Source organism: Lentilactobacillus kribbianus (genome assembly GCF_013184075.1).
GTDB lineage: Bacteria > Bacillota > Bacilli > Lactobacillales > Lactobacillaceae > Lentilactobacillus > Lentilactobacillus kribbianus.
In genome coordinates this window covers 238157-263067 of record NZ_JABEQQ010000001.1, presented here as the reverse complement: position 1 = coordinate 263067, position 24911 = coordinate 238157, and the positions used below count along the sequence as shown (strand labels likewise).

The window sequence follows — 24911 nt, the reverse complement described above, 5'->3', positions numbered from 1 at the left end:
AAATAGTGTAAACTAAGACTAATAATGAAACGAAGAGGAGTTTAACAATGAAATCAACCTGGAATTTAATCGGAATGGCATTGTGGTTGATTGTAATTATCTACGGTGTGTGGATGGTTCATGATATGCGCATGCGCAGAATTAGATTGATAATTAAAACCAAGAAGGGGTTTTCTTGGCATAATTTCTGGATTTCTTGCGGTGAGTTAGCTATTTTTTTGGTGGCCTTTGGAGCAATGAGCAAGGTGACCTTCTTTCAAAACGTTAATGAATTAAGTAATAAGAAAGTTGATACTGCCTATTCATATCAACCATTGGTCTTGGACTCTGATGGCGATCAGTCTTATTATGTGCAAGTGAAAAATTCTGGTGAAAAGCGGCCCATTCAACATTATTCTTATTTAGTCAATGGTGAACGGTACCATGTTGATAGTTTTTCAGCAACATTAGTGACAGGAAAGAAAAATACTAATGTGCAAGCCTCTGCGTACAAATGGAACCAAAAAAAGCTTGATTATATGGATACTAGATATCAACGAGCTTGGGTGGCTACAGTAACTACCACGTACAAGAAGAACTTTATCAATGGCATTGGCTTACATGCAGGGCGGCAAGCCAACCGATTTGAACTAATTCGAATTCCAGATAATTCATTTATTCAAAAAAATGAGTAATTAGACGCATTAACCAGTAACCAATCATGATTAACCAACTAATACTGCTGATACTAGCAGCTAGTTTAAATAATACAGAGGAACGGTACTTTAGCTGAATGTTTAGCGAGGACCGTTCTTTTTTTATGATTGGTTGATTTAGTGAATTGAGAACTAAATCCGTTTTTTTTAAGTGTTGCTGATTAATGATTAACTGTGAATTTTGATAAAGGACTACGGGGAGAGTTATGGTTGTTGGTGTGATTAGCTTAACCTTTAAATTAAGAGTTCCATTGGTAACGATTTTGCTGATGCCGGGTTGATATTTTACTAAATTCCAGTATTTGGGGTAGGCAAATTGTAGACTCTTACCAGTATAATTTACGGTTTTGGTGGTTGGTAAATAATCTACTGAATTTTTTTTGATGGCTTTTAGTCCCGCCGAAAGATTAGCTGATTGAAGTGCGATTTTAGTAGCTGATTTACTCTTAGTAAAGGTAACATTATGTGAATAAGCTAAGACCTGATCGGTATCCCACACACGAGCTTGATTAGCGATGATTTTACCAGCACTAAATAAACTGGCCAAGGCCCATATACCAACTATTCCGACAGTAGCCCAATAATGCCTTTTCAACCAGTTAATTTCAGTGATATTTAAACCTAATAAAACGGGAGTAAGCACTTCGGCAATGACATTTAGGCGACGTGGAAATTGCAAAAGGACCCGTAAACTAGGGATGGCGTTGCTAATTAAATCCCATGGTAAAAACGAACTGGGAATAATGGTAAAAAGAAGAATGGTTATCAGTAGTGCTTTAGTGATAGCGGAGGCCTTACGCCAATTGAGCCCACCTAAGATTAACTGAGAAATAATTAATAACCAATAAATTAAACCATGGGTAAAAGCAAAATTAGTTGTATCAGGTAAACCTAGGGTAAATGAATTAGTAAAATCGGCCATATTTTGGTATGGCCAAGGAGTTAGCAAGTGATTGTGGGGCAAAATATCTAGCATTGCGGCCCAAACATTACCACTTAAAAGTAAGGTGATTAAAATGGCAAGGAACCCATAAAACATTACGGTACTTTTTCTTTTATTGGTAATCACGGCGGTTAACATTAACGGAATTAACCCAATAGTACCGATTAAAGCACTTAAAGTATGGATTTGAAGCAGCAGTGCCATAGGAACGGCCAAGGCTAAGCTGGTTTGAAAACTAAGGTGATCATCATAAAAGGCTAGACCTCCAGCAAAAAGTAGCGGCAAAACGGCTGCACCCCAACCGGTGAACTGTTGAGAACTAATCCAAACCACTACTGCTGGACTGGTAGCATAAAGACTGGCTAAAAGGATCTTTAACCCAAAATTGAATTTTAATTTGGTGGCTAAAACAAACATGCTACAAAAGCTCAATGTGATTAGAAGGATGTTTGAACCAATCTGATAACGTAACCAGGAACCACTTAATAGTAATATTCCACCTTGTAAATAAGCCATTATTGGACCATATAACGCATTTACAATTCTTCCAGTTTGATCAAAGCCAAAATTGGTTAAAAAATAATTATAGTTGTTGGTTTTTATTTGCATCATAGTGTCATAAAAACGGTTAAAGTGAAAAATGGCATCCACTCCGACAATTAATTGTTGCTTAATTAACTGAGGCCATAATAAAAAAAGAATCATGATGGTCAATAAACAGATACTTGCAGTCATTTTTAAAAGTTTTGATTTAGTGGCTTTCATATGTGGGCTCCTGGCAAAATAATTAATAACTAACATTATAAGCTAATCATGAAGATAGCACTTGTTTTTTATGACAATTAGAGAATTAAAAAAGCAAATTATAGTAAAAGGGAACGGAGCTTTGTGAAAAAAATAATTTTATTGTAAAAAAATAACATAAATGGTCACATGATTGGTAGTTTTTGTAAATTATTTTCAATGGATTATTGCAATCAATATCATCTTGATAGTCAAGGGATTGAATGATTTTAACGATTTTAATTTATAACAGGTACTGAGCTATTTTTCATATTGTTTTCATTAAAAAGCTACTATGTGAATAATTTTCGGGAGGTTGCAATCGTTTGCATGTGATGCTATTATACAAAAGTTGATTAAACGTTTTAAAAGATAAATTTAGTCATCCGAACTCAATCGGATCTTTTTTTATCTTAAAAAGTAAAATGATTTACTAAAACGTAAAATTTCATTCGAAAGAAAAGGGAGAACATAGTAATGAAGAAAACCACGGTAATTAATTCAGAATTATCAACTGTTATTGCTGGCATGGGCCACATGGATTGGTTGTCAATTGGTGATGCTGGAATGCCAGTACCAATGGGCACTAAAAAAATTGATTTGGCATTAACTAAGCAACTACCTAGCTTTATTGACGTTTTGAAAAATGTTTTAGCTGAAATGGAAGTTCAACATATCTACCTAGCGGAAGAAATTGTTGACCAAAACCCAGAACAATTGGCAGCTATTAAAGCAGAATTACCAAATGTGGAAATTACTTACGTACCACATACGCAACTTAAGAAGGATCTAAGCAAGACTCACGCTTTCGTTCGTACTGGTGAAATGACCCCATATTCAAACATTATTTTAGAAAGTGGCGTAACTTTTTAATTACGACTTTGGAGGAAAAATAAAACATGGAAGCAAAAACTGTTGAATCAAAACACGGTTGGACTCAGTTGTCTGACGGTTATTTAAGCAAAACCCCAATTTTTCAATTTATCTTAGTATGTTTAATCTTCCCAATGTGGGGAGCTGCTGCCTCACTAAATGATATTTTAATCACTCAATTCAAGACGGTATTCATGTTAAATGATGCTGCTACTGCCTTTGTTCAAAGTGCCTTTTATGGTGGTTACTTCTTAATCGCTATTCCCGCATCTTTGGTTATCAAAAAATTAAGTTATAAATTTGCCATTATGATTGGTTTAATCGCTTATATTATTGGTTGTGCGCTATTCTTCCCAGCTTCACAAGTGGCTACTTACGGCATGTTTTTAGCTTCAATCTTTGCAATTGCCATTGGTCTTAGTTTCCTTGAAACTTCATGTGAAACTTACAGCTCAATGCTTGGACCTAAAGAAAGTGCCAACTTCCGAATTAACTTTGCCGGTACTTTGGTACCACTTGGTGATATTTTAGGAATCGTTTTAGGTAAGTATTTAATCTTTGGTACCGTTGGTAATCTTTCTGAAAAGATGGCTAACATGCACGGTGCTGAACGAGTTGCTTACGGTGAAAAGATGTTGCAATTAACTTTGCGTCCTTACAAATACATCTTGATTGTTTTAATCGTAATGTTGGTAATCTTGGCATTAACACCAATGCCATCAGCTAAGGCTGTTGCTCAAACTACTGAAGGTGAAAAAGAAGAAAAGCCTTCATTAGGTGAAACTTTCCGTTACTTAATTAAGAATGCTCGTTTCCGTAAAGCCATCGTTGCCCAATTTGTTTACGTTGGTATGCAAACCACAGTATGGTCATTTACTATTCGTTTGGCCTTGAACTTGGGTGATCACCTAACTGATAGTGCTGCTTCAACATTTATGATTTATAGTTACGTTGCTTGGTTTGCTGGTAAAGTGGTAGCTAACTTCTTAATGAATCGTTTCTCAATCACTAAAGTTTTAGCATTCTACTCAGTTTTTGGTACTATTGCTTTGATTTTGACAATGAGTATTCCAAATATGACTGCCGTTATTATGGCCATCGCTGCTAGCTTCTTCTTTGGTCCACAATGGCCAACGATTTATGCTCATGCTTTGGATACTGTTACTGATAAGAAGTACAATGAAACTGCCGGTGCTTTCGTGGTTATGGCCATCGTTGGTGGTGCCGTAGTTCCTGCAATTCAAGGTGCTGTTTCAGATATGACTAACATGCAATTCTCATTTATCGTACCAATGCTTTGCTTCTTGTTCGTTACTGTTTACTGGTTCTTGGAAAACCGTTACGATCAAAAACATCCAGAAGCTGTTACTGAATAATTAATGTAAAAAAGATCCTAAACTTTATAGCTTAGGATCTTTTTTATATAAAGAAATCACTACTATTAACCCATAGTAGTGATTTTTTAAATTAAAGCATATTCACATTATCCGCTGGATTCAAGTGAAGCAAGCGGGCAGCAATATAGTCTGCTGTTTGTAAATTAAAGTCGTTGACACCCGGTCTTGAACTAATAGTAGTGCTCCAACGAAGTCCTTCTAATTGTAATCCCCAAATGAAAAGATTAGGTAATACTTGACCGGTACCGGCCATTACTTGATCACTAGCCGGAATTACTTGAACAGCAGGTAATGCAAATGGTTGACCGTCTTTAATAACGCTAGCAGGTTTAATGGTGCTGGTAGCCAACATATCTTCTAATAAAGGATTAGCGGTCATTGACAGATTAGGCTTAGGAATCCGAGCTTCAATGACATAATCGCTTTGGAACTTGTCGTTATTTCGAGCAGATTGGGCTACAAAATGATCTTCTACGGTGGTAATATCCATATCTGGAGCCATCACCGTGACAATGCCAGAACGCATCAGGGCGGATAATTGAGCGGTTCTTAAAGCGGGTGCACCAACAGATAAGAAATTATTCATCGAGTTAAATTCTTGCAAGAATTGATTAACGTATTCATTATCGTCAAATAGTTGTTGATTAACCAGATCACGAATAATATCACGAAAGTCTCTTAGTAGTTCTAATGACGAGGTTACGGGACCCGTTTTGGAACCTAAATTAGCGTCAGCAGTCATTGCATCGACCCAATTGATAACCTCATTTTGGTATTCAGTAGTAGAAATAGCTGTTGGGGTTCCCAGTGGGTTTAAAGTGAAATGCCAATCCCAAATATCGGCCGTATCAAACTTAAAGGCAGCAATTAATTGATTACGATCTTCTCCAGCGATGAAACGCTTTTTAAATTCAGAAGCGCTTTTGGTAGGGTACCGGTTATCAATTAATAACATGTAATACACAAGCTCGATATCAGATTGCAGCATTTGCAAGAAACTGTCATACGGTAGTTTGCCGTTGACTAAATGTTGTTGAATATTGGCTACGGTTAAAAAATTGGGTTGGTAACGTTCACCATAGCCTTTTTGACTGACAGCTTTGGGATAAAAGGGTAAGCCCCGCTTAGATCCCGCAATAATATGAGGTTCTCTACCAGATGGTTGGTAAGACAAAGAACCATCGCTGTTTTTCATATAGTGACCGCCACGACCAAGAGTTAACTCTGAAATGTAGTCAAAAAATGATAAACCTAGTCCTCGTAAAATAACGTTTTCAGTTGCTGGTAATTTGCTTAAGTCAGCTTCAGCAGGACTGATGGGTGGTAAATAAAAAAGTTTCTTTTCATCAGCAAATAGTGCTAATTGTTGTTCCGCTTCATTCAAGTAGTTAGGCATTTGACCTAAACTCACAATCAAAGAATTAACGGTGTAATGATGGTCTGCTGAACTAATCTGAAAGTCATTGTTTTTGTAACGTTGCAGGCCGATGATTTTTTCTTGATAAAAATTAACGGTAACCCCATAAGGGAGTTGGGCTAATAAATCATCATAAAACCAGTTAATATAAGCGCCATAAAGCACTCGTGGGGCATAATCTTTTGGTCCTAACTGAGCGGCTAGATGTTGCAATTCCTCACTATATTTTTGTGCAACTAAGTATTGTTGAGCTACTGGACTAGCGGCCCATTCAAAAAGTGAGGGACCATCAAAAATTGGACTGCTTAAAGTGACCGAGGCGTCGGTATAAAGGGTAACCTCATCAGCAGGGGTGTTCATGATAAGACCAGCCCATTGATCTTTTTTCCAGACCTGGCCTCCAATCCCAGTGGTGTCAAATAACCCGATGTCTAATGGTTTTTCTTTGTTAGTATTATATTTATATTGATTAATCAATGCTGAAAGAGCCAAAATGCCCCGTGGGCCGGCCCCCACAATTGCAACTTTCATATTATTTCTCCTAGGTGTTCGTTTCTGTATTTATTAAAGTGTTAAGTAACTAGATAGCGCTTTATATATCCATGATAAGGGAAAGGCGCAGGTGGTGCAATCAGTTCTGTTATAATTTATTCGCTAAGTAAAAAATGATAAGATAAAGCCACAGAAAGGACTGAACGAAATGTTAACTAATTTACCTACCAATGTCACGGAATTTCAAGAAATGCTAGCAGTAAGACGAGTACATGCTCCAGAAGTAACGGAAGTAGCTTTTTTTAACCAAGTACTCGTAGAATCGATGCAACGTTATTTAGAAACTGCTGAGGAGGGCCATTACGATACGGCACGTTTTCAAGCGCCTAATTTAGAAGTAGTAGGGTTGACTGGCAAAGTAGTTAAGGTAGTACCACCACTTCATGAAAATTTCCTAGTAGATTTTAAAAATAATGCGGATGAAGTCTTTGGTTACTTGGAAGATGAAGCACAAAAAATTGCTGTTCAATAATTGACCTTGTATTTTTTGAAGAGCACTGCTAAAATTTAACTGTTAGGCGTCCTTAGTGTAATGGATAGCACATGAGATTTCGGTCCTCATGATCCGAGTTCGACTCTCGGGGGACGCATTGGCAGGGGCAGAGCTGAGGGATTGTTATTAGACAATCTTTCGGCTTTTTTTGTTTGTTGAATTTTAAGTTTTAGTTGACAATTATCAGGTGAGTGAATAGACTGTATTCAAGTTAAATTACGGAGGAAAAATAATGACTAAATTGTTGGTTAATGTTAAAACTATTTGTTGTCAAACACCGTGTGACTCACGATGTTTGGCTTGTTAAGCATGACCTGATTTAGAGTTATTTTCCAAAAGGTCTAATTAATAATCCACTACGGAGATGGGGCACGCGAATTCATTGAGGAATTCCGGGCCTTTTTTGTTTGGCTAAAAAATCAAAAATTAATAAAACGAGGTAATTAAAATGAATTTTGCAACTAAGTTATTACACGGTGGTATCAGTGAAGACGCTACTACGGGAGCAACATCAGTACCGATCTATATGGCTTCGACTTTTCGGCAAAAACAAATCGGGGCTAATCAATATGAATATTCTCGTAGTGGTAACCCAACTAGAGCAGCAGTCGAATCATTAATTGCGGACTTAGAGGGAGGCCGTGCGGGATTTGCCTTCGCTTCTGGGTCAGCAGCTATTGATACTGTTTTTTCGTTGTTTAGTCAAGGCGATCATCTTGTAGTCGGTAACGATGTATATGGGGGCACATTTTGTTTAATTGAAACGGTCTTAAAGCGGTTTGGGATGACTTTTACAGTGGTTGACACTAGAGATCTAATCGCGGTGAAACAGGCAATTACTGATCATACCAAAGCGATTTATTTGGAAACCCCGACTAACCCATTGCTAAGGGTAACGGATATTACAGCGATTGCCGGTATTGCTCACGAGCATCATCTGCTGACCATCGTTGACAATACGTTTAGTTCACCATACATTCAACGCCCATTGGAATTGGGGGCGGACATCGTGATTCATAGTGCGTCAAAATATTTGGGAGGCCATTCTGACGTTATCGGGGGCTTAGTAGTGACTAAGTCGGATCAATTAGGTGAACAAATTCGCTATTTACAAAATGCCATTGGGGCCATTTTAGCACCACAAGAAAGTTGGTTATTGCAGCGTGGCATGAAAACTTTAGCGTTACGAATGCAAGCCCATTTGAAAAATACTACTGCCATTTTTGATTACCTCCAAAATGAACCGGCGGTGGCTAAGATCTATTATCCGGGTGATCCAGATAACCCGGATTATGAAATTGCTAAAAAACAGATGAACGGTTTTGGTGCTATGATTTCTTTTGAATTACAGGCTGGTTTAGACCCAGTTAGGTTTGTTCAAAGTCTGCAAACTATTACCTTAGCGGAAAGCTTAGGAGCCTTAGAAAGCTTAATTGAGATTCCCGCTGTAATGACCCATGGGGCTATTCCCAAATCAACTCGGTTAGCTAATGGTATTAAAGACGAGTTAATTCGACTATCGGTAGGAGTAGAGGATCAACATGATCTAATGAGGGATCTGCAGCAAGGATTTGCTAGTTTAAAATAAAAAACCGATCTATGTATTAGATCGATTTTTATTGAAGTAGATTTTTTCCGGCAATCAAAACGATGACGCCGATAACCAACCATAAAATAGCTGGTCGATTGTTATTACTAATGGGGCGAACTAGTTGATACAAGCCAAATAAAATAGCAAAGAGTCCTACTCCAAAAATTAATACTTCTAAAATCATGAGGTCTCCTCAATTATTAGTTTTCCGTATTATCTCGCGATTAAAAAAGAATGTCCAATACCTATTTAGTATCAAACATTCTGTTATTGATTAAAACGAGTGAACAATCATTTCAATACCAAATGTCATAAATAATAAAGCCACCATAAAGGAAATAGAAACGGCGGATAACATTGGTGAAAATAATAGAACAAAACCAAAAATAACGCCTAAAATAGCAACTATGATTTCTAACCAATATAGGCCATTATTAATTGGTTTGAGCAAACGAGACGCCCATAAGGCGGTAAAGGAATCCATGATGAACATAACCGCAAAGAAAATGGCTACGTAAAGAGATCCAAAAGCCCCGTTAAACAACATGATTGCCCCGATAATAATATCTAAAATGGCATTAAACGTTAGCCAACCGGAATTTTCGACATAAGGTCGGACACTAAACAACTTATATAGTCCAATGAATATCGAAACCACCCCAGCAATGATAACTACTGCACCAAACGTTGGAAGGGGGTTTCGAAGACTAATGATTGAAACAATTACGGCTAAAATGCCAATAATTAATGAAAATGGATCAAACTTATTAATTTTCTCTTCCATAATAATATCTCCCCCAAAATTTCAGCTTTTTACGACATCAGTATTTGGTCGAATCAGTTTAACTTAATATTTTATCGATCCTCAGTGGTTACTTGTTTAACCATTTCAGCTAGAGTAGGCAAGGGTCGTCTTAAAACATCAGTGAGGTCACTGGATTGTTCATTAAGATCACCGTTACGGATTAAAGTTTGAATAGCAATAATATTTTCAATTGATTTGGAATCTAAGCCATCTTCATCTCGTAAGTAATTAGCATAGTCTTGATCTGAAATGCTACGAACATCTGCGTGCTTTTGTGCCATTTCACTAATGACAGCACCTAATTGGGAAAAAGTATGAGGTTGTCCAGTAAATTCATAGACTTCTTTTGGTTGGTCGCTTAATAATACTAAAGCAGCCGCTTCAGCATAATCGCGTTCCAAAGCCCAACCAACTTTACCATCACCAGCCGAATAAACAATTGGCTTACCCATCAGGCCGGTTTGAATCAAGCCGATTTCATTTTCCATGTACCAGTTATTACGCAAAAAGCTGTGAGCAATACCGGTTTTAACAATCGCGGTTTCTGTAGCTCGATGATCTGCAGAAAGAGGTGAGGTAGCGGTATTGGCGTGAGGATAGCTGGTGTAGGCAATGAATTTAACACCAGCTTGTTGAGCAGCGTTCACGACATTTAAATGTTGTTGCAAACGGGGCATCTCACGACCAGGAATGGAGGAGACAAATAATAAGCGATCAATTCCTGAAAAGGCTGTCGCTAAATCAGCAGGATGATCATAAGCTGCAGTTCTAATTTCAATATCTGATGGTAATTGCTTGCGAGCTTTAACTTCATCTCGGACGATGGCGACAATTTCATTAGCAGCTACGTGTTTTAATAAATTAGTGATGGCAGCTTGACCAAAGTGGCCGGTAGCTCCAGTAACAGCATATTTCATAAGTGATAGCTCCTTTGCATTTAATTTAACTATATCAATCATAACGCAATCTTTTACTCGACTGGGAAAATGTGCTTAGAGCTAAATTGAGCAAATAAAAAATCCTAGGCATTATACCTAGAATTTTAGTTATTTCTTTTTACCTTTACCGTGTAATAGCGGTTGGTTATTTTCATCAGTGCGAACAACAATGACATCACAATGGGCGTTACGGTTAACAAAGGCAGTAACGGATCCTTCCACTACTCTTTGAATACGCCCCATCCCGGTAGCTCCCATAATGATTAAATCAGTATGATGATCTTTGGGAAATTCTAAGCTGATAACAGTTTTGGGATTACCAAAACGAATATGGACATCAGCGTTTAAATCAGGATACTTTTTTTGCACTTCTTGACGCAATTCATTTAAATAATCAGAGGTATCATCAACCATATCGTTGATGACATCACCATCTACTAAACCACCATAATAGTAGCCGTATTGAGATGTATTAAGTACCATTAAAATATCTAAATGAGCCTTATTGGAGACTGCGATTTTTGCCCCTTTATTTAGAGCAGCTTCGGCAGCCTTTGAACCGTCAACTGGAACCATAATATGTGAGTAACCAATAGTCATTAGAAATACCCCCTATGGGAATTTTATATGTTCATTATATCACTAGCTGTTTTTAATTTCGAAGATAAAAATTAGTTTCGTGAAGGAATAATAAATTCGGCCGTGTCGATAATATGACCATGCATTTCGCGTTGCATGTCGTTTAACCAAAAACCATTTTTGAGATTTAACTTGGTATCTAAAGCAAACATAGTTAGGCGATAATTATGGTTTTTATCAGGTGGTTGAGGACCATTATAACGAAAGGCAGTAATAGGGTTAGTATTGTTAATAATTTTTCCAGCGGTACTGTTACGCCCTTGAACCATAGCTACCTGAGGATTTTGGCTATTATCTGCGGGAATTTCAGTCGTATCCGCAGGAATGTTAGCAGCAATCCAGTGAATCCAAGCAAACCCACCCACTGGAATGGCATCCCAATCCAATAGAGTTAAGGCCAGCGTTTTAGTTTGGGCTGGTACATCACTGATTTGAATGGGGAATGAAACCACCGGAATATCATCGATTTTATTGGCAGGATTGGCATATTGGTTGTAATGATCTGGTAGTAAACCACTTTCTAATGGAACTTGAATTTTCATTAAATCGACCTCCCTTTTATGAATAGTTTAACCTTATTAAAACTTAAGTACAATAAAACGGTCCCATTGATTGAGACCGTTTTATTTAACGAAGTGCAGTAGATAGTATCCCTGACCGTTAGACGTAATGGTATAAGTAGAATATCCAGCACTTAACCATTGTTGTTTAGTAGCATTAGCCCAATTTTTAGCATCATCAATGGAGCTGAAAGTGTGAGATTGACTGAACTCATTTGTTTTGGGTTGATTAGAATTACTAGTAACTTTGACCTTAACTTGATCCAAAAGAGTCTGTTCTTGTTTAGCTATCTCTGCATCTTTTTCACTATCAATGGTGGCTTGAAACTTAGCCCGTTGTTTAGTAGTTAGGCCAGTATCTTGATATGAAGCTAATTGTTCACGAAATTGTGATACTGACCGACTAGTTGAATGTTGGTCGCTCGTTTTGGTAGAACGATTTAATTGGGCTTGGGTTTGCTTACTTTTAGCAGTGTGCTTGGAAATGATGGCAGTATTAGGGCCTTGGTGGCTTAACTGCCAGTTATTAATGCCCATGGCAATAATTAAGGAGAGGCCAACAATAATTAAGCCACTCAACCAACCGTAAAAACTGGCACTTTTAGTTCGCTTTGATTTCTGGGCATCTGTTCGGGAACCAAATTTGTAAATTTTATACTGTGGTTTATCGTCTGAATTTTTCAATGTTAAATTCCTTATTAGTTAAGTTGTTTCCTAATCAAATATAAATGTACCATTATTATAGCAGAAAACCTATTTATCCCATAATCGCTGTTTTCAGACAAGAATAATTTGACAGATGGCTGATTTAACCATACAATGGCTTCTAATAACCAATCTTTAATTTGGTCCGGAGAGGCCAGTAAGATGCGCGTGTCGCCTAAATATTAGTGTATAAAACTATACCTAAAACCTTGGTGCGTCCACTACCTTACTGGTAGTGGACGTTTTTGTTTGGTTAAAATTATAGCGGGGTGAAGTTAATGTCACAAAATTCAGAGTTTCATGACGATAATGCATTGTTAGATATTCATGATCGACCAAAACCATTAGCATGGGCTGGGTTATCACTGCAACATATGTTTTCAATGTTTGGATCTACCGTGATCGTGCCATTGTTGGTGGGGTTAAGTCCTAGTATTGCGTTATTTTCTTCTGGTATTGGCACCTTGTTACATATTATGATTACGCAACGTAAAATTCCAGCGTACATGGGATCTAGTTTTGCGTTTATCACGCCGATGTTAGCATTAATGAAAACTACTGGCTATCCTGGCATTGCGCAGGGGGTGGTAAGTGTCGGAATTGTTTATTTGATTATTGCCGCCATTATTTGGGCCGTTGGTTCTAACTGGGTTGACAAAATTTTACCACCAATTGTTGTGGGACCAATTGTCATGGTAATCGGCCTTTCCTTAGCCGGAAGTGCTGCGACGGATGCCATGATGAAAAATGGTCACTATAATTTAACTTATTTTATGATCGCCTTAGCGACTTTAGGAATCGCGATTTTTTGTAATATGGCGTTTAAAGGATTAATTGGTTTGATTCCGGTCTTGTTAGGTATTGTCGGTGGTTATCTAATTTCGATGGCGTTGGGATTAGTGGATCTGCATGCTATTGCAGTCGCACCATGGTTTAAGATTCCGGCATTTGAATTTCCGGGCATTTCTTATCCGTTCAAATTAAATTTTGGTGCGATTATTACAATTGCCCCGATTGCCTTTGTAACCATGACCGAACATATGGGCCACATTATGGTCTTAAATGAATTAACTCATCGTAATTTTTTCAAAGATCCAGGATTAAATCGTACTTTAGCTGGTGATGGGGTAGCGTCGTTAGTTGCTGGTTTAATTGGTGGCCCGGCGGTCACTAGTTACGGTGAAAATATCGGAGTCATGATGATTACTAAAGTTCACAGTGTTTATGTTTTAATTGGGGCCGCCGTTTTCGCTATGATTTTTGCCTTTGTGAATAAGCTAAACGTATTAATTATGCAAATGCCATTACCGGTAATTGGTGGAATTAGTTTTCTTTTGTTCGGAACGATTGCCACATCCGGAATTCAGGTGATGATTGACGATAAAGTGGATTTGAGTAAAAAAAGAAACTTAATGATTGCTTCAACCACATTAGTCATTGGGATCGGTAATGCTTATCTTCAAATTGGTCAATTTCAATTTACCGGATTAGCATTGGCCACCATTATTGCCATTATTTTAAACCTAGTAATGCCACAAGAAGCAGCCAGTGAAAAAGTCATCAAATCAGTCGAATAATTAAAAAGCAGGTACCCGGGCGGGTACCTGCTTTTTAATTGGGTAAATCACTAAAGTAATCATAAAGTTGTTCACTAGTTAGTTGTTGTTTTTGTTCACCGGTCACATCAAAAACAATTTGACCATGACTTAAAACAATAAGCCGATTCCCAGAAACTAAGGCATCATTTAGATGATGAGTGATCATTAAGGCGGTTAAATGTTCATCATTGATACTTTGATTAGTGATTTGCATTAAATCAGTTGATGTCTTGGGATCCAGTGCGGCGGTATGTTCATCTAAAAGTAAAAGATCTGGTTTTTTGATGGTGGCCATTAAAAAGCTTAGCGCTTGGCGTTGTCCACCGGATAAACTACCAGTGGGGGTGTTTAAGCGCTCACTTAAGCCGTTGGGCATAGTTTGAGTAATTTCTTTAAAATAGGGAAGTTGTTGCTTTAAATTTCGCGGTATTAACCCGCGATGTTGACCTCGTTTTTGGGCTAGCAATAAATTTTCGGCTACCGTCATTCGGGGGGCAGTTCCCATTTTAGGATCTTGAAAAACCCGACTTAAAAATTTAGTTCGTTTTTCGACACTTAAGTGTGTAATATCCTTACCACGCAGCAAAATTTGGCCACTGGTAATAGGCAGATCACCACCGATGACGTTAAATAAAGTTGATTTACCGGCACCGTTAGTACCTAACACGGTAATAAAATCACCCTCGTTGATGGTGAGATTTAAGTGATCCATAATATTTAATTCTTCTGGGGTGTCACTATTAACGGTGACAACCACGTCTTTTAATTCTAAAAGTGGTGTAGTCATATTATCGACCTCCCTTTAAAAAAGTATGACGAATTTTAAAGCGTGATTCAAAGACGGGGATCATCATAAAGATGGCAAGAACAATCGCAGAAATTAAATTCAAATCGTTAGCATCAAAGCCAAGAGTTAAGACGATTAAAATTACGAAGCGATATAAAATACTACCTAAAGTGGTCGCCACTAGGCGCTGATTCATAGTCAACTCACCAAACACTACTTCACCAATAATGATTGAAGCTAAGGCGACCACGATAATGCCAATTCCCATATTAACGTCTGCAAAGCCATTATTTTGAGCTACCAAAGCGCCCCCTAAGGCAATTAAACCGTTAGAAACACCGACTCCCATAATTTGCATGTTATCGGTACTAATACCAAGGGATTTGGCCATAGTAGGGTTATCACCGGTAGCAATGAAAGCTTGGCCTAAGTTAGTTTGTAAGAAATAAATAATCAAACTGGTAATGATAACAATTACAATGATCCCTAAAACGACGCTGTTGAAGTAAGGTGGCAAAGAACTTAAAAATTTGCCGTTAAATAAAGTATTTTTGCCATACAATGAAAGATTGGCTCGGCCCATAATCCGAAGATTCAAAGAGTAAGAGGCGGTCATCACTAAAATTCCAGCTAGCAAGATCGGAATCTTACCTTTGGTATATAGTAGACCCGTGGTTAGACCAGCTAAGGTCCCAGCCCCAAAGGCTAAGAGGGTCGCCAATAATGGTGAAATACCATGAGAAATGGCGGCGACACAAACGGCAGCTCCTAAAGGAAAAGTTCCTTCAACGGTCATATCTGGGAAATCTAAAATTCGAAAAGTAAGAAATAGGCCTAAGCCAATTACGCCCCAGATGAGACCTTGGCCGATAGCAGATACAATTATACTCATTTGATTAATTCTCCCTTCGTTTTAGCTTCTTGAACTAGTTTGGCTGGAATTTTAATTCCCAATTTTTGAGCTTGTTTTTCATTAACAATTAATTTACCAGTATCCACGAATTGAATAGGGGTCGTGGCTGGATTGGCTTGGCCTTTTAAAATTTTGGCGGTCATTTTACCAATGGCCACTCCGGTTTGGTATTGGTCAACGCTATAAGTAGCTAAGCCACCATTCCTAACCATGGTATCCACAGCTGGAAATACGGGAATGTTTTGTTGATCGGTGGCGGCTACTAAGGTACTCATAGCCCCGGCAATGGTATTGTCAGTGGGAACGTAGATGGCATCCACTGAATTAGCGGCTTTTTGAGCTACTTGGTTTAAATCATTAGAATTGGTGATGGAATAAGCCTTGTAGTTAATATGTTCTTTATGACACATGTTAACGAACTGTTTGTATTGAACCACAGCTGAATCATCACTAGAGGTATAGATAATTCCCAAGGTTTTTAAGTTGGGCATCAATTCTTTAATTAAGCCGAGCTGTTGTTTTAAGGGAGCTCGATCAGAGACTCCAGTAATATGGCCGCCAGGACGCTTATTATTTTTAACTAAACCGGCGCCCTTAGGATCGGTAACATCCCCTAAAATAACGGGACGACTAGTAATGGTATTAGCTAAAGCTTGAGCTGCCGGAGTGGCAATTCCGATGGCGGCGTCAGTATTTTCATTTTGGAATTTAGTGCTCATAGTTTTTAAATTACTTTGATCGTTTTGGGCGTTTTGAAAATCAATTTTGAGGTTTTTGCCTTCGGTATAGCCGCCGTCTTTTAAGCCAGCGACAATTCCTTTATGAATGACATCAAGGGCAGGATGAGATATCAACTGCAAAATACCGACGGTGGGAGTTTGATTAGTTCGTTTGGACGAACTAGGTTGCTCTTTAACAAACGCAAACCCTAAAAATATTAATAAGATGGCGATGATACTATACATTCTTTTCATAAGTTTTCTTCTTTCTCTTTAAAGTGGGTAATCTAAATTTAGCGAAAAAAAACGAGCAATCCGACGAACCGCCAGATTACTCAGAAATAAAAAGTGGCTGGCCGGATTATTCATCCGACCAGCCTTTGTTAGCGAAAGATTACCGGCTCGGATGCGTTTTTGATCGCAACAAGATCAAGCCGCATCCGAATCGATGTGACTTGTTACCGGCTTTGCCAAGTTTTAATTACGTAACAATTAGTCATAATAATCTTTCCTTTCGTTTGAGAATGATTTAATAGTAAACTAATAACAAGATATTCGTCAACTATTTTTTTAGAAAGCTGGTGTATAAATGGCAGCTAAAGCCTTATTAAGAGTGATTGTTCCTGAAATGGCCCGTAACTCACAGGGGAATATTTTAGAACAAGTGCAAACATATTTGTGGCAACAACAGGTAGCTGGCTTAACTGTTCGGCGGAGTATGACCGGAATTAGTAATGATGCTACTCGGCAATCATCAGTATTAGAGGATGCGGCATTTAACAATTTACCGTTAATTTGAGAATCAGTGATTTCTGATGAACAGTTACATAACGTGTTACCAACTATCAAACGAATTGTTACAAAAGGAGGTGTCACCACCGTGCCAGAAGAAGCAGATCAACAATTAGCTAATAATGTTAGTAACCATATGAATGTGAAAATATTTATGCGCAACGTTAAAGCTCGAGATGGTCGTTCGGAATTAGATTTGGTATTAGAAATTTTGCAACAAAATGATATCGATTGGGTCTCGGTAACTAAAGGTATTCGGGGCTTTGGGCAACGTAAGGAGCAATATAATCCTAAATTTTCTTTTAGTAAAAACGTTCCCGTTGTGGTGGATATTTTTATGACGGAACAACAAGCGCGAGCAGTATTTCCACCGTTAGAAGCTACTGTCAGTGAAGGGGTTGTTTTTAAGACTAGTGCTAGCTTAGTAATTAAAAACGAGGGGGCCAAAGATTAATGAATTATGTCTCAGTGGCCATTTTTGCTTTCTTTGGGGCAATCACCCGATATGCCATTAGTTTATGGTTAACACCTGTTCATGGTTTTCCCGTCGCCACTTTGGCGGTGAATTTAGCTGGTTGTTTTTTATTAGCCTTCATTACCCATTATTTAGGCGAAGTCACCAAGTTGCCTAGCATGATTATTACCGGTATGGGAACGGGATTTGTGGGCTCTATGACTACTTTTTCAACTTTTAGCAAAGAATCATTGCAGTTATTTAAGCAACATGCGTGGGGATTAGTAGTAACTTATGATGGAATTAGTTTGATTGGAGGACTAATTTTAAGTTTATTTGCCATTTGGTTGAGTCAGCAATTGGTGGCTAGGAGGGGACGTTCATGAATTTATTATTAGTCGGTAGTGGTGCCATGATTGGTGCTACCCTTCGTTTTGGTATTTCCAATTTATTCAAACGTTTCGTATTAGTGACCTTTCCCTTAGCGACATTAACCATTAATTTAATCGGCTGTTTTTTGATGGGTTTGCTTTTAGCACAGTTAGTAAATGATACCCATTGGTTACTCTTGGGAGTGGGTGTTTTGGGGGGCTTTACTACTTTTTCAACGTTTATGAACGAAGCCGCCATGCTTTTAAAAAGTAGTCGTTTACTGAGCTTAATTACGTATGTATTAGTGAGCTACTTGGGAGGACTCGTGTTGGTATGGTTGGGAATGCAATTATGATGAATGGGTTACTTAATTGATCCGTTTGCAAAGTAGCGCTTCACTTGCGTAACTAGATCAAAATCACTATGCTTAATACTATGGAGGTGCTGTTATGCAACATACACAAATCGAATTAGATCAGGCACTAGAAACGAATTTAGAAATTTATACAACTGAAGGTAACGTTAACCGTCCTGCTATTTTCATTATTCCGGGTGGTGGCTACAACCAGTTTATGAATAAAGATACTGAAAAAGTAGCGTTGAGCTTCTTGACCAAGGGATTTCAAGCGATTGTGGTGCATTATCCAATTGGAGAACATAAAAGTTATCAAGAAGCGAAGGACACAACGGTGCAGGCCGTCGAATACGTCATTAATCATGCCGCTGAGTTGAACATTGACGCCGATAAAATGGGGATGATTGGTTTTTCAGCTGGTGGTCAAATTGCCGCTGAGTATTCTACTTTAGCTGATAATGCGCTAAAATTCGTTATTTTAGGTTATCCAGTATTAGGGACTGCGATTGATACCAACATGGGTATTCAAAGTGAAGATATCTGGGAGCTAGTCACTCCAATGACTACGCCAACCTTTATTTTTGGTTCCATTAATGACACGGTTACTCCTTATGATAAAAATATTTTGCCATATACAAGTGCGTTATTCGCGAACCACGTTTCGTTTGAATTGCATGAATTTAGTAGTGGTAAACATGGCATTTCTTTGGCCAATGAATATGTAGCTGATGAAAATGGTGGCGAGGTTTATCCAGAATTTGCCCAGTGGTTCTCGTTAGCCCTAACATGGGCTAATGGTTTCTTAAAATGACAACCACTAAGCAACTGACAACGCATTCGTTTACCGCTTTATCTCCTAATACAACATTGACGAATGAGCAACAACGAACATTAAACCAAATTAAACAATTTACCCAAAACAGCCTGCAGCAATCTGAGCATGCTGTTTTTGTATTGGTAGGAGAAGCTGGTACTGGTAAAAGTGTTATTTTAAACCGATTTTTTGCTGAAATGGCACCCCAAATGCCACAGGCGGCTTTTTTAGTGAATCACCCAGAATTATTAAAAGTGTATCGACAAATTGCCGGTGTAACGCCGCACCTATTAAAAAAATATTTTCAACGGCCAACGAGCTTTATTAACCAACGACAGCGATTAGAAGACCCGGTTGTTGACCTGACCGTTATTGATGAGGCTCATTTATTATTAAGTAAACCAGATCACTATAATAATTATTATGGTGATAATCAATTGGCTGACATCATTCAGTTAAGCCGAGTGACAGTATTAGTCTTTGATCCAGCTCAGGTATTACGTACCAAAAGTTACTGGACTACTGCTCGTTTAAAAGAAGTGATTGGTCAGCAACCACAGCAATGGTTGACTTTAACCAAACAATTTCGTTTGCAAGCGCCAGAACAATTACTGACTTGGTTTAACCAGTTAGTTACAGGAGCAGAAATTAAACCATTGCAATTACCAACGACTAATTATGATTTTCGGATTTTTACCGATGCCCAGCAATTACGACAAGTAATTAATGCTAAAAATCAAGCAGGTGGCTTAGCCCGAGTTACTGCCACTTCCGGTTATCCTTCCACCTTAGATGGTAAAAAACACTACATTGATGAAGGCGATTTTCATATGCCTTGGGATCAATATAATTTTTCGGCTATTCCATGGGCTGAACAACCTCAAACACTTGACGAAGTGGGGAGTATTTATACAGTACAAGGGTTTGATTTGAACTATATTGGCATCATTATTGGACCTCCATATTATTTAACGGATCAGCATCAATTGGGAGTTGATCCTAGCAGGTCGACTGACAGTGAAATCTTTAAAAAACGGTCAGATTTGGTTGGTGCTGAATTTGAAGCCAGTAAAATAACCCTGTTACGTAATTCATTAAATGTTTTGTTAAAGCGCGGAGTCAAGGGGACTTATTTGTATGCGCATGATCCTAAATTACGTGATTGGTTAGTTAAAATGGTAACGATAAAATAAAAGGAACGTCGCGGTGAGCGAGGTTCCTTTTTTAGAGCTATTTAAAGCACAGTCATTAAGTTATTTAACAAGTGAATGGCTATATTGTAGCGAATATCACGAAAGTACAAGTATGCAAACCCTAAAACCCACCCCAGGGCTGAATACATTAAGAGCGTTACATCAAAAGCAGGTTCATGACCTAAGCCAAATACAAGGCCACTTACCAGAATACCTAAGGTGTTATTTAATAAATTATCTTTATTGAAAAAATAATTTAAAAAAATTCCTCGAAAAATAATTTCTTCAAAAACGGGAGCAATGAAAATAGCAAAGAGATTATTCCATAACGGCATTTGGGCTTCAGAAGCGTTAACTGCTTGTTGATTCGCCGGCATGTGTAAGAGACCAATACTAATTAAATAACTCCAAAAGAATTGGATAAAAAGCATGGTTAAAAATAAAAGCAAAAGTTGGCTAACCCGTTTAGGCGTAAACCGATTCTTGTGAATTTGACGAGGATTGTTATTTTGGAGTTGCACCGTATAACGCCAACCCACTAGGGCTAATGCTGCAGCACATAAGATAAGACCTAGACCTAATACTTGTTGCATTCGGCCCGGATTAAACCGAAACTGGCCAGCCAGTGAGACTACGGAAGAAGCCACTAAGTAAGCCAGCAAAAATAGGATCCATTTAATAATTTGGCCAGCTTTAATGCCTAAGTAGCGTAATATTGTCATTTAGTTTAGTCCTTTTGTCGGTAAGTATTGATAGTAATAATATTGTCATCGTAGTCGGCAATAACAATGCTATGAGCAGCGCGACCCATAATTTTATGATTGATGGTGGGCTGCTTAATTTCTACCCCATAATTAGCTAAATGTGATTCTAATGCACTGATGCTATCTTTGGCTTCAACACTAAAGTGCAGGGGTTCTTCATTATGCTCGACCACCATAAAACGTAAAACTTGTTTGCCTAACCGAGCAATTTTAGCGCCATCGGCCGTATCAATAATGGGTAGATCAAATACTTCGTGGTAAAAACGCAAGCTAGCGTTAAGATTAGTGACCGGGATGGATAATTCTTCGATTTCTCTAATGTTCATTAATTTCACCTTTCAATTATTAATGAAACCATTATATACCATTTGCCCTGAAAATCGGATTTAATGTTGCTTGACGCTCTGTTCAAAAAAGTGTAGCGTATTGTCATGTAGCTTTATTGGTAGAGAAAGAAAGGGGAACAACGTGCCTTTATTAGAAGTATCGGATTTGACGATGAGTTTTGCAGAAAAAGATCTTTATGCAGACGCGTCCTTCCAACTAGAAAAAGCGGACCACATGGGAATTGTGGGACAAAATGGGGTTGGTAAATCAACCTTAATCAAAATTATTACTGGAAGTGAATTACCCTTAACCGGTAATATCAAATGGCAAAAAAATATTAAAATTGGTTATTTAGATCAGTATGCCGATATTGAAGCCGATTTAACGTTAACGGAATTCTTACGAACGGCTTATGCTGATTTATTTGCTCAAAATGAACAATTGACCAAACTGTACGAAGATTACGCCAATACTGGTGACGAAAAGTTACTCGAACGAGCCGGACAAGTTCAAGATAACTTGGATGCCAATAATTTTTATGAAATTGATACCGAGATTGAGCAAACCATTACGGGGCTAGGACTTGATAGTATTGGCCGGGATCAATTAGTTGGTGAAATGTCGGGTGGACAACGTTCAAAAATTATTTTAGCCAAAATGATTTTATCTAATCCGGATGTTATCTTGCTAGATGAACCGACCAACTATTTAGATACTGCTCAAATTGATTGGCTAATCGGGTACCTCAATGAATTCCAGGGAGCGGTCATGGTAGTTTCTCATGACTACGATTTCTTGGAACAAATTACTAATTGTATTATTAACGTGGCTTTTGGGAAAATTACTAAGTACCGAGGAAGTTTTAAGCAGGCGATGCGTCAACGTGAAGAACGCGAAGAATTTCAACAACGTCAATTTGATAAACAACAAGTTGAAATTGAAAAGGCAGAACGATTTATTCGTAAAAATAAAGCCGGTTCTAAGGCTACCATGGCCAAATCACGGGAGAAAAAGTTGGCCCACATGGAACGCGTTGATCCACCTTCAACTAATATTCAGGCATCATTTAACTTTCCGTATGCCGATACTGGTTCGCATCATGCGTTGACGGTGGAAGAATTATCGGTGGGTTATAATAAACCACTGTTAGCACCAGTAACTATCTCGATGTCCTTAGGCGAAAAAGTAGCCTTTGCTGGTTTTAATGGGGTTGGTAAATCAACTTTAATCAAGACTATCTTAGGCCAATTACCGGCTAAGGGTGGGGATGCTGAATTTTCACCATCAGCAGTCATTAACTATTTTAGTCAAGAGCTTGATTGGGATGATGATTTAATGACCCCAATGGCAATTATCGCTGATCAATATCCCAAGTTAAAGCAACGTGCGATTCGGACCAAATTAGCGCAATGTGGATTGGACTCTGAAAATGCGATGAAGCCGATTGGTCAACTCTCGGGTGGGGAGCAAACCAAGGTTAAGTTGGCAATGATGGAATTTACGCCAAGTAATTTCTTAATCATGGATGAACCAACTAATCATTTGGATGAAGAAACCAAAGAGGCTTTAAAACGTTCACTACAACGTTTTGAAGGTAACTTGATTGTTGTTAGTCATGAAAGCAGTTTTTATGAAGGCTTAGTTGATAAAATTTTAAACGTGGAAAAATTAAGTTTAAAAACACAAGATTAAAAAAAGACTTGGAGATTTCCAAGCCTTTTTTATTATTCTTTTACCTTACCTAATTTGAGGTATAGCCAAGGGCCAATTGGTTGAATCAGACTAATTAATAACCAGGTAACTCGATTACCACGTCGAAAAGCAGGGGCTTTGATAATGTCAGCCCAGGCGATAAAAAGAGCCGTTAATTCAAAAGCAACAAAGGGTGCTAATAACTGTTTTTGATTATGGGTCAAATTTTTATTTTTCATAATAGGCCTCCATTGTTTGATTACGTTTAGTATACCTGTTTTCCTAAATTAAAGCTGATTCTTAAATCGTTCATAATAAAAAACCGCCGGGCTAAAAGCACCTGCGGTTAATTGGATAAAGTTTAATCTTTTTCGGTAATTTTGTAGACATCTTGAGTTTTACTCTTGCGTAGTAAGAAAATAACTAATATTGAGTACAATACCCATTGTCCTAAGAAAGGAACAAACGATTCATTATGCATCGTAATATTGCCATGAGCTGCAATGGTAGCAATGTAATCATTAACACCATGAAAAATCATGGGGAAAATTAAGCTTCGAGTTCGAAGATAAAGAGCAGCTAAAACTATGCCCATGAAAAAGGCATTGCATCCTTGTAAAACGGTTGCCTCAAGTGGTTGTGAAGTTAAATTGATCATGTGAGCCATCCCAAAGATTAAACTAGAAATTAAAACAGCGTACCACATACCCCGATGACCAGTGAAGTGGGTCATACTACCTGGAAGAATAATTCCTCGAAAAACTAATTCTTCGGTGATTCCGGTACAAATTGCGACGATGATAGCACTTTTTATATGAACCGCGTTATTTTTGTTAAAGCTAGCGGCTATGGCCAAGATTACAAATAATATTGGTAAAATGTTTACCCCCAACATGGTTTTAAGCGAAACATCAGACTTAAAATGAAGGGGTTGATGAATCCAAAAATGGTTAAGAATCAAAGTGAAAGAAATAATAACAAGTTCTTGAGCTATTAGAGCATTATCGTTACCTAACGTTGTAAAAAGGGGATCAATTAAAAAGATCACTATAATAAAAACAAAAAAAACGCTAAATATTTTGGGCCAACTAGTTCTATAATTTGCTTTTTCCATATGTAATTTCCCCCTAAAATAATTATTTATCTAATTTCAGTATAGAATAAATTTAAAATGAAGTGATAAAAAACGCTTGGTTAAAGTGTTTAATCTTTGTAGACAATCAAATTCATAAAAAAGCCGCCTTGCTAGGAGCAAAAGCGACTAATCGGTTAAAATAAGTTCTTTTCGGTAATCTTATAAACATCTTGGGTTTTACTCTCACGTAGTAAGAAAATAACGAATAACAGGTAAAAAATCCATTGACCAATAAATGGTGTAAAAGATTGATTATGCACCACGGTAACTCCGTGAGCTGCGATAGTAGAAATATAATCATTAGTGGCATGTATAATCATAGGAAAAATAAGGCTTCTAGTCCTCAAATAAATAGCAGCTAGGACCAATCCTAAGGCAACAGCATTAACGCCTTACAAGATGGTAGCTTTCAATGGTTGCTTAGTTAGGTTAACCATATGAGCCATCCCAAACACCACACTAGTAACGATAACAGCGTACCACATACCTTGATGTCCCTTAAAGTGAGTCATGGCGCCAGGTAAGATTATTCCATGAAAAACGAGTTCTTCGGTAATACCTGCCCCTAGTCCCATAATAATAGCATTCTGAAAATTAATGATGTC

Annotated in this window: 28 protein-coding genes, 1 tRNA gene and 1 pseudogene; 14 read left to right on the top strand and 16 right to left on the bottom strand. The window is 37.9% G+C overall.

The features are described 5' to 3' along the window. The first annotated feature begins 47 nt into the window (after positions 1-47). Positions 48-674 (top strand): LVIS_2131 family protein, encoded by a 627-nt coding sequence (locus HII32_RS01525; RefSeq protein WP_172187623.1) that lies wholly within the window; start codon positions 48-50, stop codon positions 672-674. On the opposite strand, the gene HII32_RS01520 is transcribed toward HII32_RS01525, so the two are convergent. After that, a complete protein-coding gene (locus tag HII32_RS01520) occupies positions 655-2403 on the bottom strand; it encodes a hypothetical protein (protein WP_172187621.1) in 1749 nt (582 codons plus the stop codon). The genes HII32_RS01525 and HII32_RS01520 overlap by 20 nt on opposite strands. 495 nt (positions 2404-2898) lie before the next feature. Here HII32_RS01520 and rbsD point away from each other — a divergent pair, with 495 nt between their 5' ends. Together rbsD and fucP are read left to right on the top strand one after the other, a co-directional pair. Beyond that, positions 2899-3294 carry a D-ribose pyranase gene (gene rbsD / locus HII32_RS01515; protein WP_172187619.1) on the top strand — a complete coding sequence of 132 codons (396 nt, stop codon included), beginning with the start codon at positions 2899-2901 and terminating at the stop codon, positions 3292-3294. Positions 3295-3320: 26 nt separating this feature from the next. Beyond that, complete coding sequence (fucP, locus tag HII32_RS01510) at positions 3321-4670, top strand: L-fucose:H+ symporter permease (RefSeq protein ID WP_172187617.1); 1350 nt, start codon at positions 3321-3323, stop codon at positions 4668-4670. A 91-nt stretch (positions 4671-4761) separates the two neighbouring features. Here fucP and HII32_RS01505 read toward each other — a convergent pair whose 3' ends face one another. Beyond that, positions 4762-6639, bottom strand: a complete 1878-nt coding sequence (locus tag HII32_RS01505; RefSeq protein WP_172187615.1) for an FAD/NAD(P)-binding protein — start codon at positions 6637-6639, stop codon at positions 4762-4764. A 169-nt stretch (positions 6640-6808) separates the two neighbouring features. Between HII32_RS01505 and HII32_RS01500 the strand changes: the two genes are divergently transcribed. The 3 genes from HII32_RS01500 to HII32_RS01490 all read left to right on the top strand — a co-directional run bounded on the left by HII32_RS01500 (position 6809) and on the right by HII32_RS01490 (position 8741). Continuing rightward, positions 6809-7132 carry a hypothetical protein gene (locus tag HII32_RS01500; RefSeq protein ID WP_172187613.1) on the top strand — a complete coding sequence of 108 codons (324 nt, stop codon included), beginning with the start codon at positions 6809-6811 and terminating at the stop codon, positions 7130-7132. Between the two features lie 46 nt (positions 7133-7178). Next, a tRNA-Arg gene (locus HII32_RS01495) sits at positions 7179-7250 on the top strand. A 351-nt stretch (positions 7251-7601) separates the two neighbouring features. After that, positions 7602-8741 carry a trans-sulfuration enzyme family protein gene (locus HII32_RS01490; RefSeq protein WP_172187611.1) on the top strand — a complete coding sequence of 380 codons (1140 nt, stop codon included), beginning with the start codon at positions 7602-7604 and terminating at the stop codon, positions 8739-8741. Positions 8742-8769: 28 nt separating this feature from the next. Here the strand turns inward: HII32_RS01490 and HII32_RS01485 are convergent, their stop codons facing one another. The 6 genes from HII32_RS01485 to HII32_RS01460 form a co-directional block, all read right to left on the bottom strand. Continuing rightward, positions 8770-8928 (bottom strand): hypothetical protein, encoded by a 159-nt coding sequence (locus HII32_RS01485; protein ID WP_172187609.1) that lies wholly within the window; start codon positions 8926-8928, stop codon positions 8770-8772. Positions 8929-9018: 90 nt separating this feature from the next. Beyond that, positions 9019-9528, bottom strand: coding sequence for an HdeD family acid-resistance protein (locus HII32_RS01480; RefSeq protein WP_172187607.1), 510 nt, complete (start codon positions 9526-9528; stop codon positions 9019-9021). A gap of 71 nt (positions 9529-9599) precedes the next feature. Next, entirely contained in the window at positions 9600-10466 is an 867-nt protein-coding gene (locus HII32_RS01475; protein ID WP_172187605.1) for an SDR family oxidoreductase, read from the bottom strand. A 129-nt stretch (positions 10467-10595) separates the two neighbouring features. Then, the gene (locus HII32_RS01470; protein WP_172187603.1) at positions 10596-11087 is read right to left on the bottom strand and encodes a universal stress protein; all 492 of its coding nucleotides are present in this window, start codon (positions 11085-11087) and stop codon (positions 10596-10598) included. Positions 11088-11158: 71 nt separating this feature from the next. After that, the gene (locus HII32_RS01465; RefSeq protein WP_172187601.1) at positions 11159-11668 is read right to left on the bottom strand and encodes a YbhB/YbcL family Raf kinase inhibitor-like protein; all 510 of its coding nucleotides are present in this window, start codon (positions 11666-11668) and stop codon (positions 11159-11161) included. Between the two features lie 81 nt (positions 11669-11749). Continuing rightward, positions 11750-12370: a hypothetical protein gene (locus HII32_RS01460; protein ID WP_172187599.1), complete on the bottom strand. Its 621-nt coding sequence runs from the start codon at positions 12368-12370 to the stop codon at positions 11750-11752. Between the two features lie 299 nt (positions 12371-12669). Between HII32_RS01460 and HII32_RS01455 the strand changes: the two genes are divergently transcribed. Next, positions 12670-13968 (top strand): uracil-xanthine permease family protein, encoded by a 1299-nt coding sequence (locus HII32_RS01455; protein ID WP_172187597.1) that lies wholly within the window; start codon positions 12670-12672, stop codon positions 13966-13968. 34 nt (positions 13969-14002) lie between these two features. On the opposite strand, the gene HII32_RS01450 is transcribed toward HII32_RS01455, so the two are convergent. From HII32_RS01450 to trpX, 3 genes are read right to left on the bottom strand one after another with little or no spacing between them, the layout of a single operon-like run. After that, positions 14003-14776: an ABC transporter ATP-binding protein gene (locus HII32_RS01450; RefSeq protein WP_172187595.1), complete on the bottom strand. Its 774-nt coding sequence runs from the start codon at positions 14774-14776 to the stop codon at positions 14003-14005. Position 14777: 1 nt separating this feature from the next. Next, positions 14778-15668, bottom strand: a complete 891-nt coding sequence (locus tag HII32_RS01445) for an ABC transporter permease (protein WP_172187593.1) — start codon at positions 15666-15668, stop codon at positions 14778-14780. Then, on the bottom strand, positions 15665-16663 hold the full coding sequence (gene trpX / locus HII32_RS01440; RefSeq protein ID WP_172187591.1) for a tryptophan ABC transporter substrate-binding protein: 999 nt from the start codon (positions 16661-16663) through the stop codon (positions 15665-15667). Before trpX ends, HII32_RS01445 begins: the two co-directional genes overlap by 4 nt. Positions 16664-16997: 334 nt before the next feature. Here trpX and HII32_RS01435 point away from each other — a divergent pair, with 334 nt between their 5' ends. The 6 genes from HII32_RS01435 to HII32_RS01410 all read left to right on the top strand — a co-directional run bounded on the left by HII32_RS01435 (position 16998) and on the right by HII32_RS01410 (position 20388). Next, a complete protein-coding gene (locus HII32_RS01435) occupies positions 16998-17207 on the top strand; it encodes a hypothetical protein (protein ID WP_172187589.1) in 210 nt (69 codons plus the stop codon). Between the two features lie 6 nt (positions 17208-17213). Continuing rightward, positions 17214-17654 (top strand): DUF190 domain-containing protein, encoded by a 441-nt coding sequence (locus tag HII32_RS01430; RefSeq protein ID WP_172187587.1) that lies wholly within the window; start codon positions 17214-17216, stop codon positions 17652-17654. Beyond that, positions 17654-18040, top strand: coding sequence for a fluoride efflux transporter FluC (locus tag HII32_RS01425; RefSeq protein WP_172187585.1), 387 nt, complete (start codon positions 17654-17656; stop codon positions 18038-18040). The genes HII32_RS01430 and HII32_RS01425 overlap by 1 nt, the downstream gene beginning before the upstream one ends. Next, positions 18037-18381, top strand: a complete 345-nt coding sequence (gene crcB / locus HII32_RS01420; RefSeq protein ID WP_172187583.1) for a fluoride efflux transporter CrcB — start codon at positions 18037-18039, stop codon at positions 18379-18381. Before HII32_RS01425 ends, crcB begins: the two co-directional genes overlap by 4 nt. Before the next feature lie 94 nt (positions 18382-18475). Further along, complete coding sequence (locus HII32_RS01415) at positions 18476-19192, top strand: alpha/beta hydrolase (protein ID WP_172187581.1); 717 nt, start codon at positions 18476-18478, stop codon at positions 19190-19192. Next, positions 19189-20388 (top strand): DUF2075 domain-containing protein, encoded by a 1200-nt coding sequence (locus HII32_RS01410; RefSeq protein ID WP_172187579.1) that lies wholly within the window; start codon positions 19189-19191, stop codon positions 20386-20388. The genes HII32_RS01415 and HII32_RS01410 overlap by 4 nt, the downstream gene beginning before the upstream one ends. A gap of 41 nt (positions 20389-20429) precedes the next feature. On the opposite strand, the gene HII32_RS01405 is transcribed toward HII32_RS01410, so the two are convergent. Both HII32_RS01405 and HII32_RS01400 read right to left on the bottom strand, forming a co-directional pair. Beyond that, positions 20430-21110 (bottom strand): CPBP family intramembrane glutamic endopeptidase, encoded by a 681-nt coding sequence (locus HII32_RS01405; RefSeq protein WP_172187577.1) that lies wholly within the window; start codon positions 21108-21110, stop codon positions 20430-20432. 5 nt (positions 21111-21115) lie between these two features. Further along, positions 21116-21478: a VOC family protein gene (locus HII32_RS01400; RefSeq protein WP_172187575.1), complete on the bottom strand. Its 363-nt coding sequence runs from the start codon at positions 21476-21478 to the stop codon at positions 21116-21118. A 172-nt stretch (positions 21479-21650) separates the two neighbouring features. On the opposite strand from HII32_RS01400, the gene HII32_RS01395 reads away from it, so the two are divergent. Further along, positions 21651-23171 carry an ABC-F family ATP-binding cassette domain-containing protein gene (locus tag HII32_RS01395; protein ID WP_172188733.1) on the top strand — a complete coding sequence of 507 codons (1521 nt, stop codon included), beginning with the start codon at positions 21651-21653 and terminating at the stop codon, positions 23169-23171. A gap of 32 nt (positions 23172-23203) precedes the next feature. On the opposite strand, the gene HII32_RS01390 is transcribed toward HII32_RS01395, so the two are convergent. The 3 genes and pseudogenes from HII32_RS01390 to HII32_RS07895 form a co-directional block, all read right to left on the bottom strand. Continuing rightward, positions 23204-23410, bottom strand: a complete 207-nt coding sequence (locus tag HII32_RS01390) for a PLDc N-terminal domain-containing protein (protein WP_172187573.1) — start codon at positions 23408-23410, stop codon at positions 23204-23206. A 122-nt stretch (positions 23411-23532) separates the two neighbouring features. Then, positions 23533-24285, bottom strand: coding sequence for a CPBP family intramembrane glutamic endopeptidase (locus HII32_RS01385; RefSeq protein WP_172187571.1), 753 nt, complete (start codon positions 24283-24285; stop codon positions 23533-23535). Positions 24286-24440: 155 nt separating this feature from the next. Continuing rightward, positions 24441-24881, bottom strand: a pseudogene (locus HII32_RS07895) (CPBP family intramembrane glutamic endopeptidase). Positions 24882-24911: the final 30 nt, after the last annotated feature.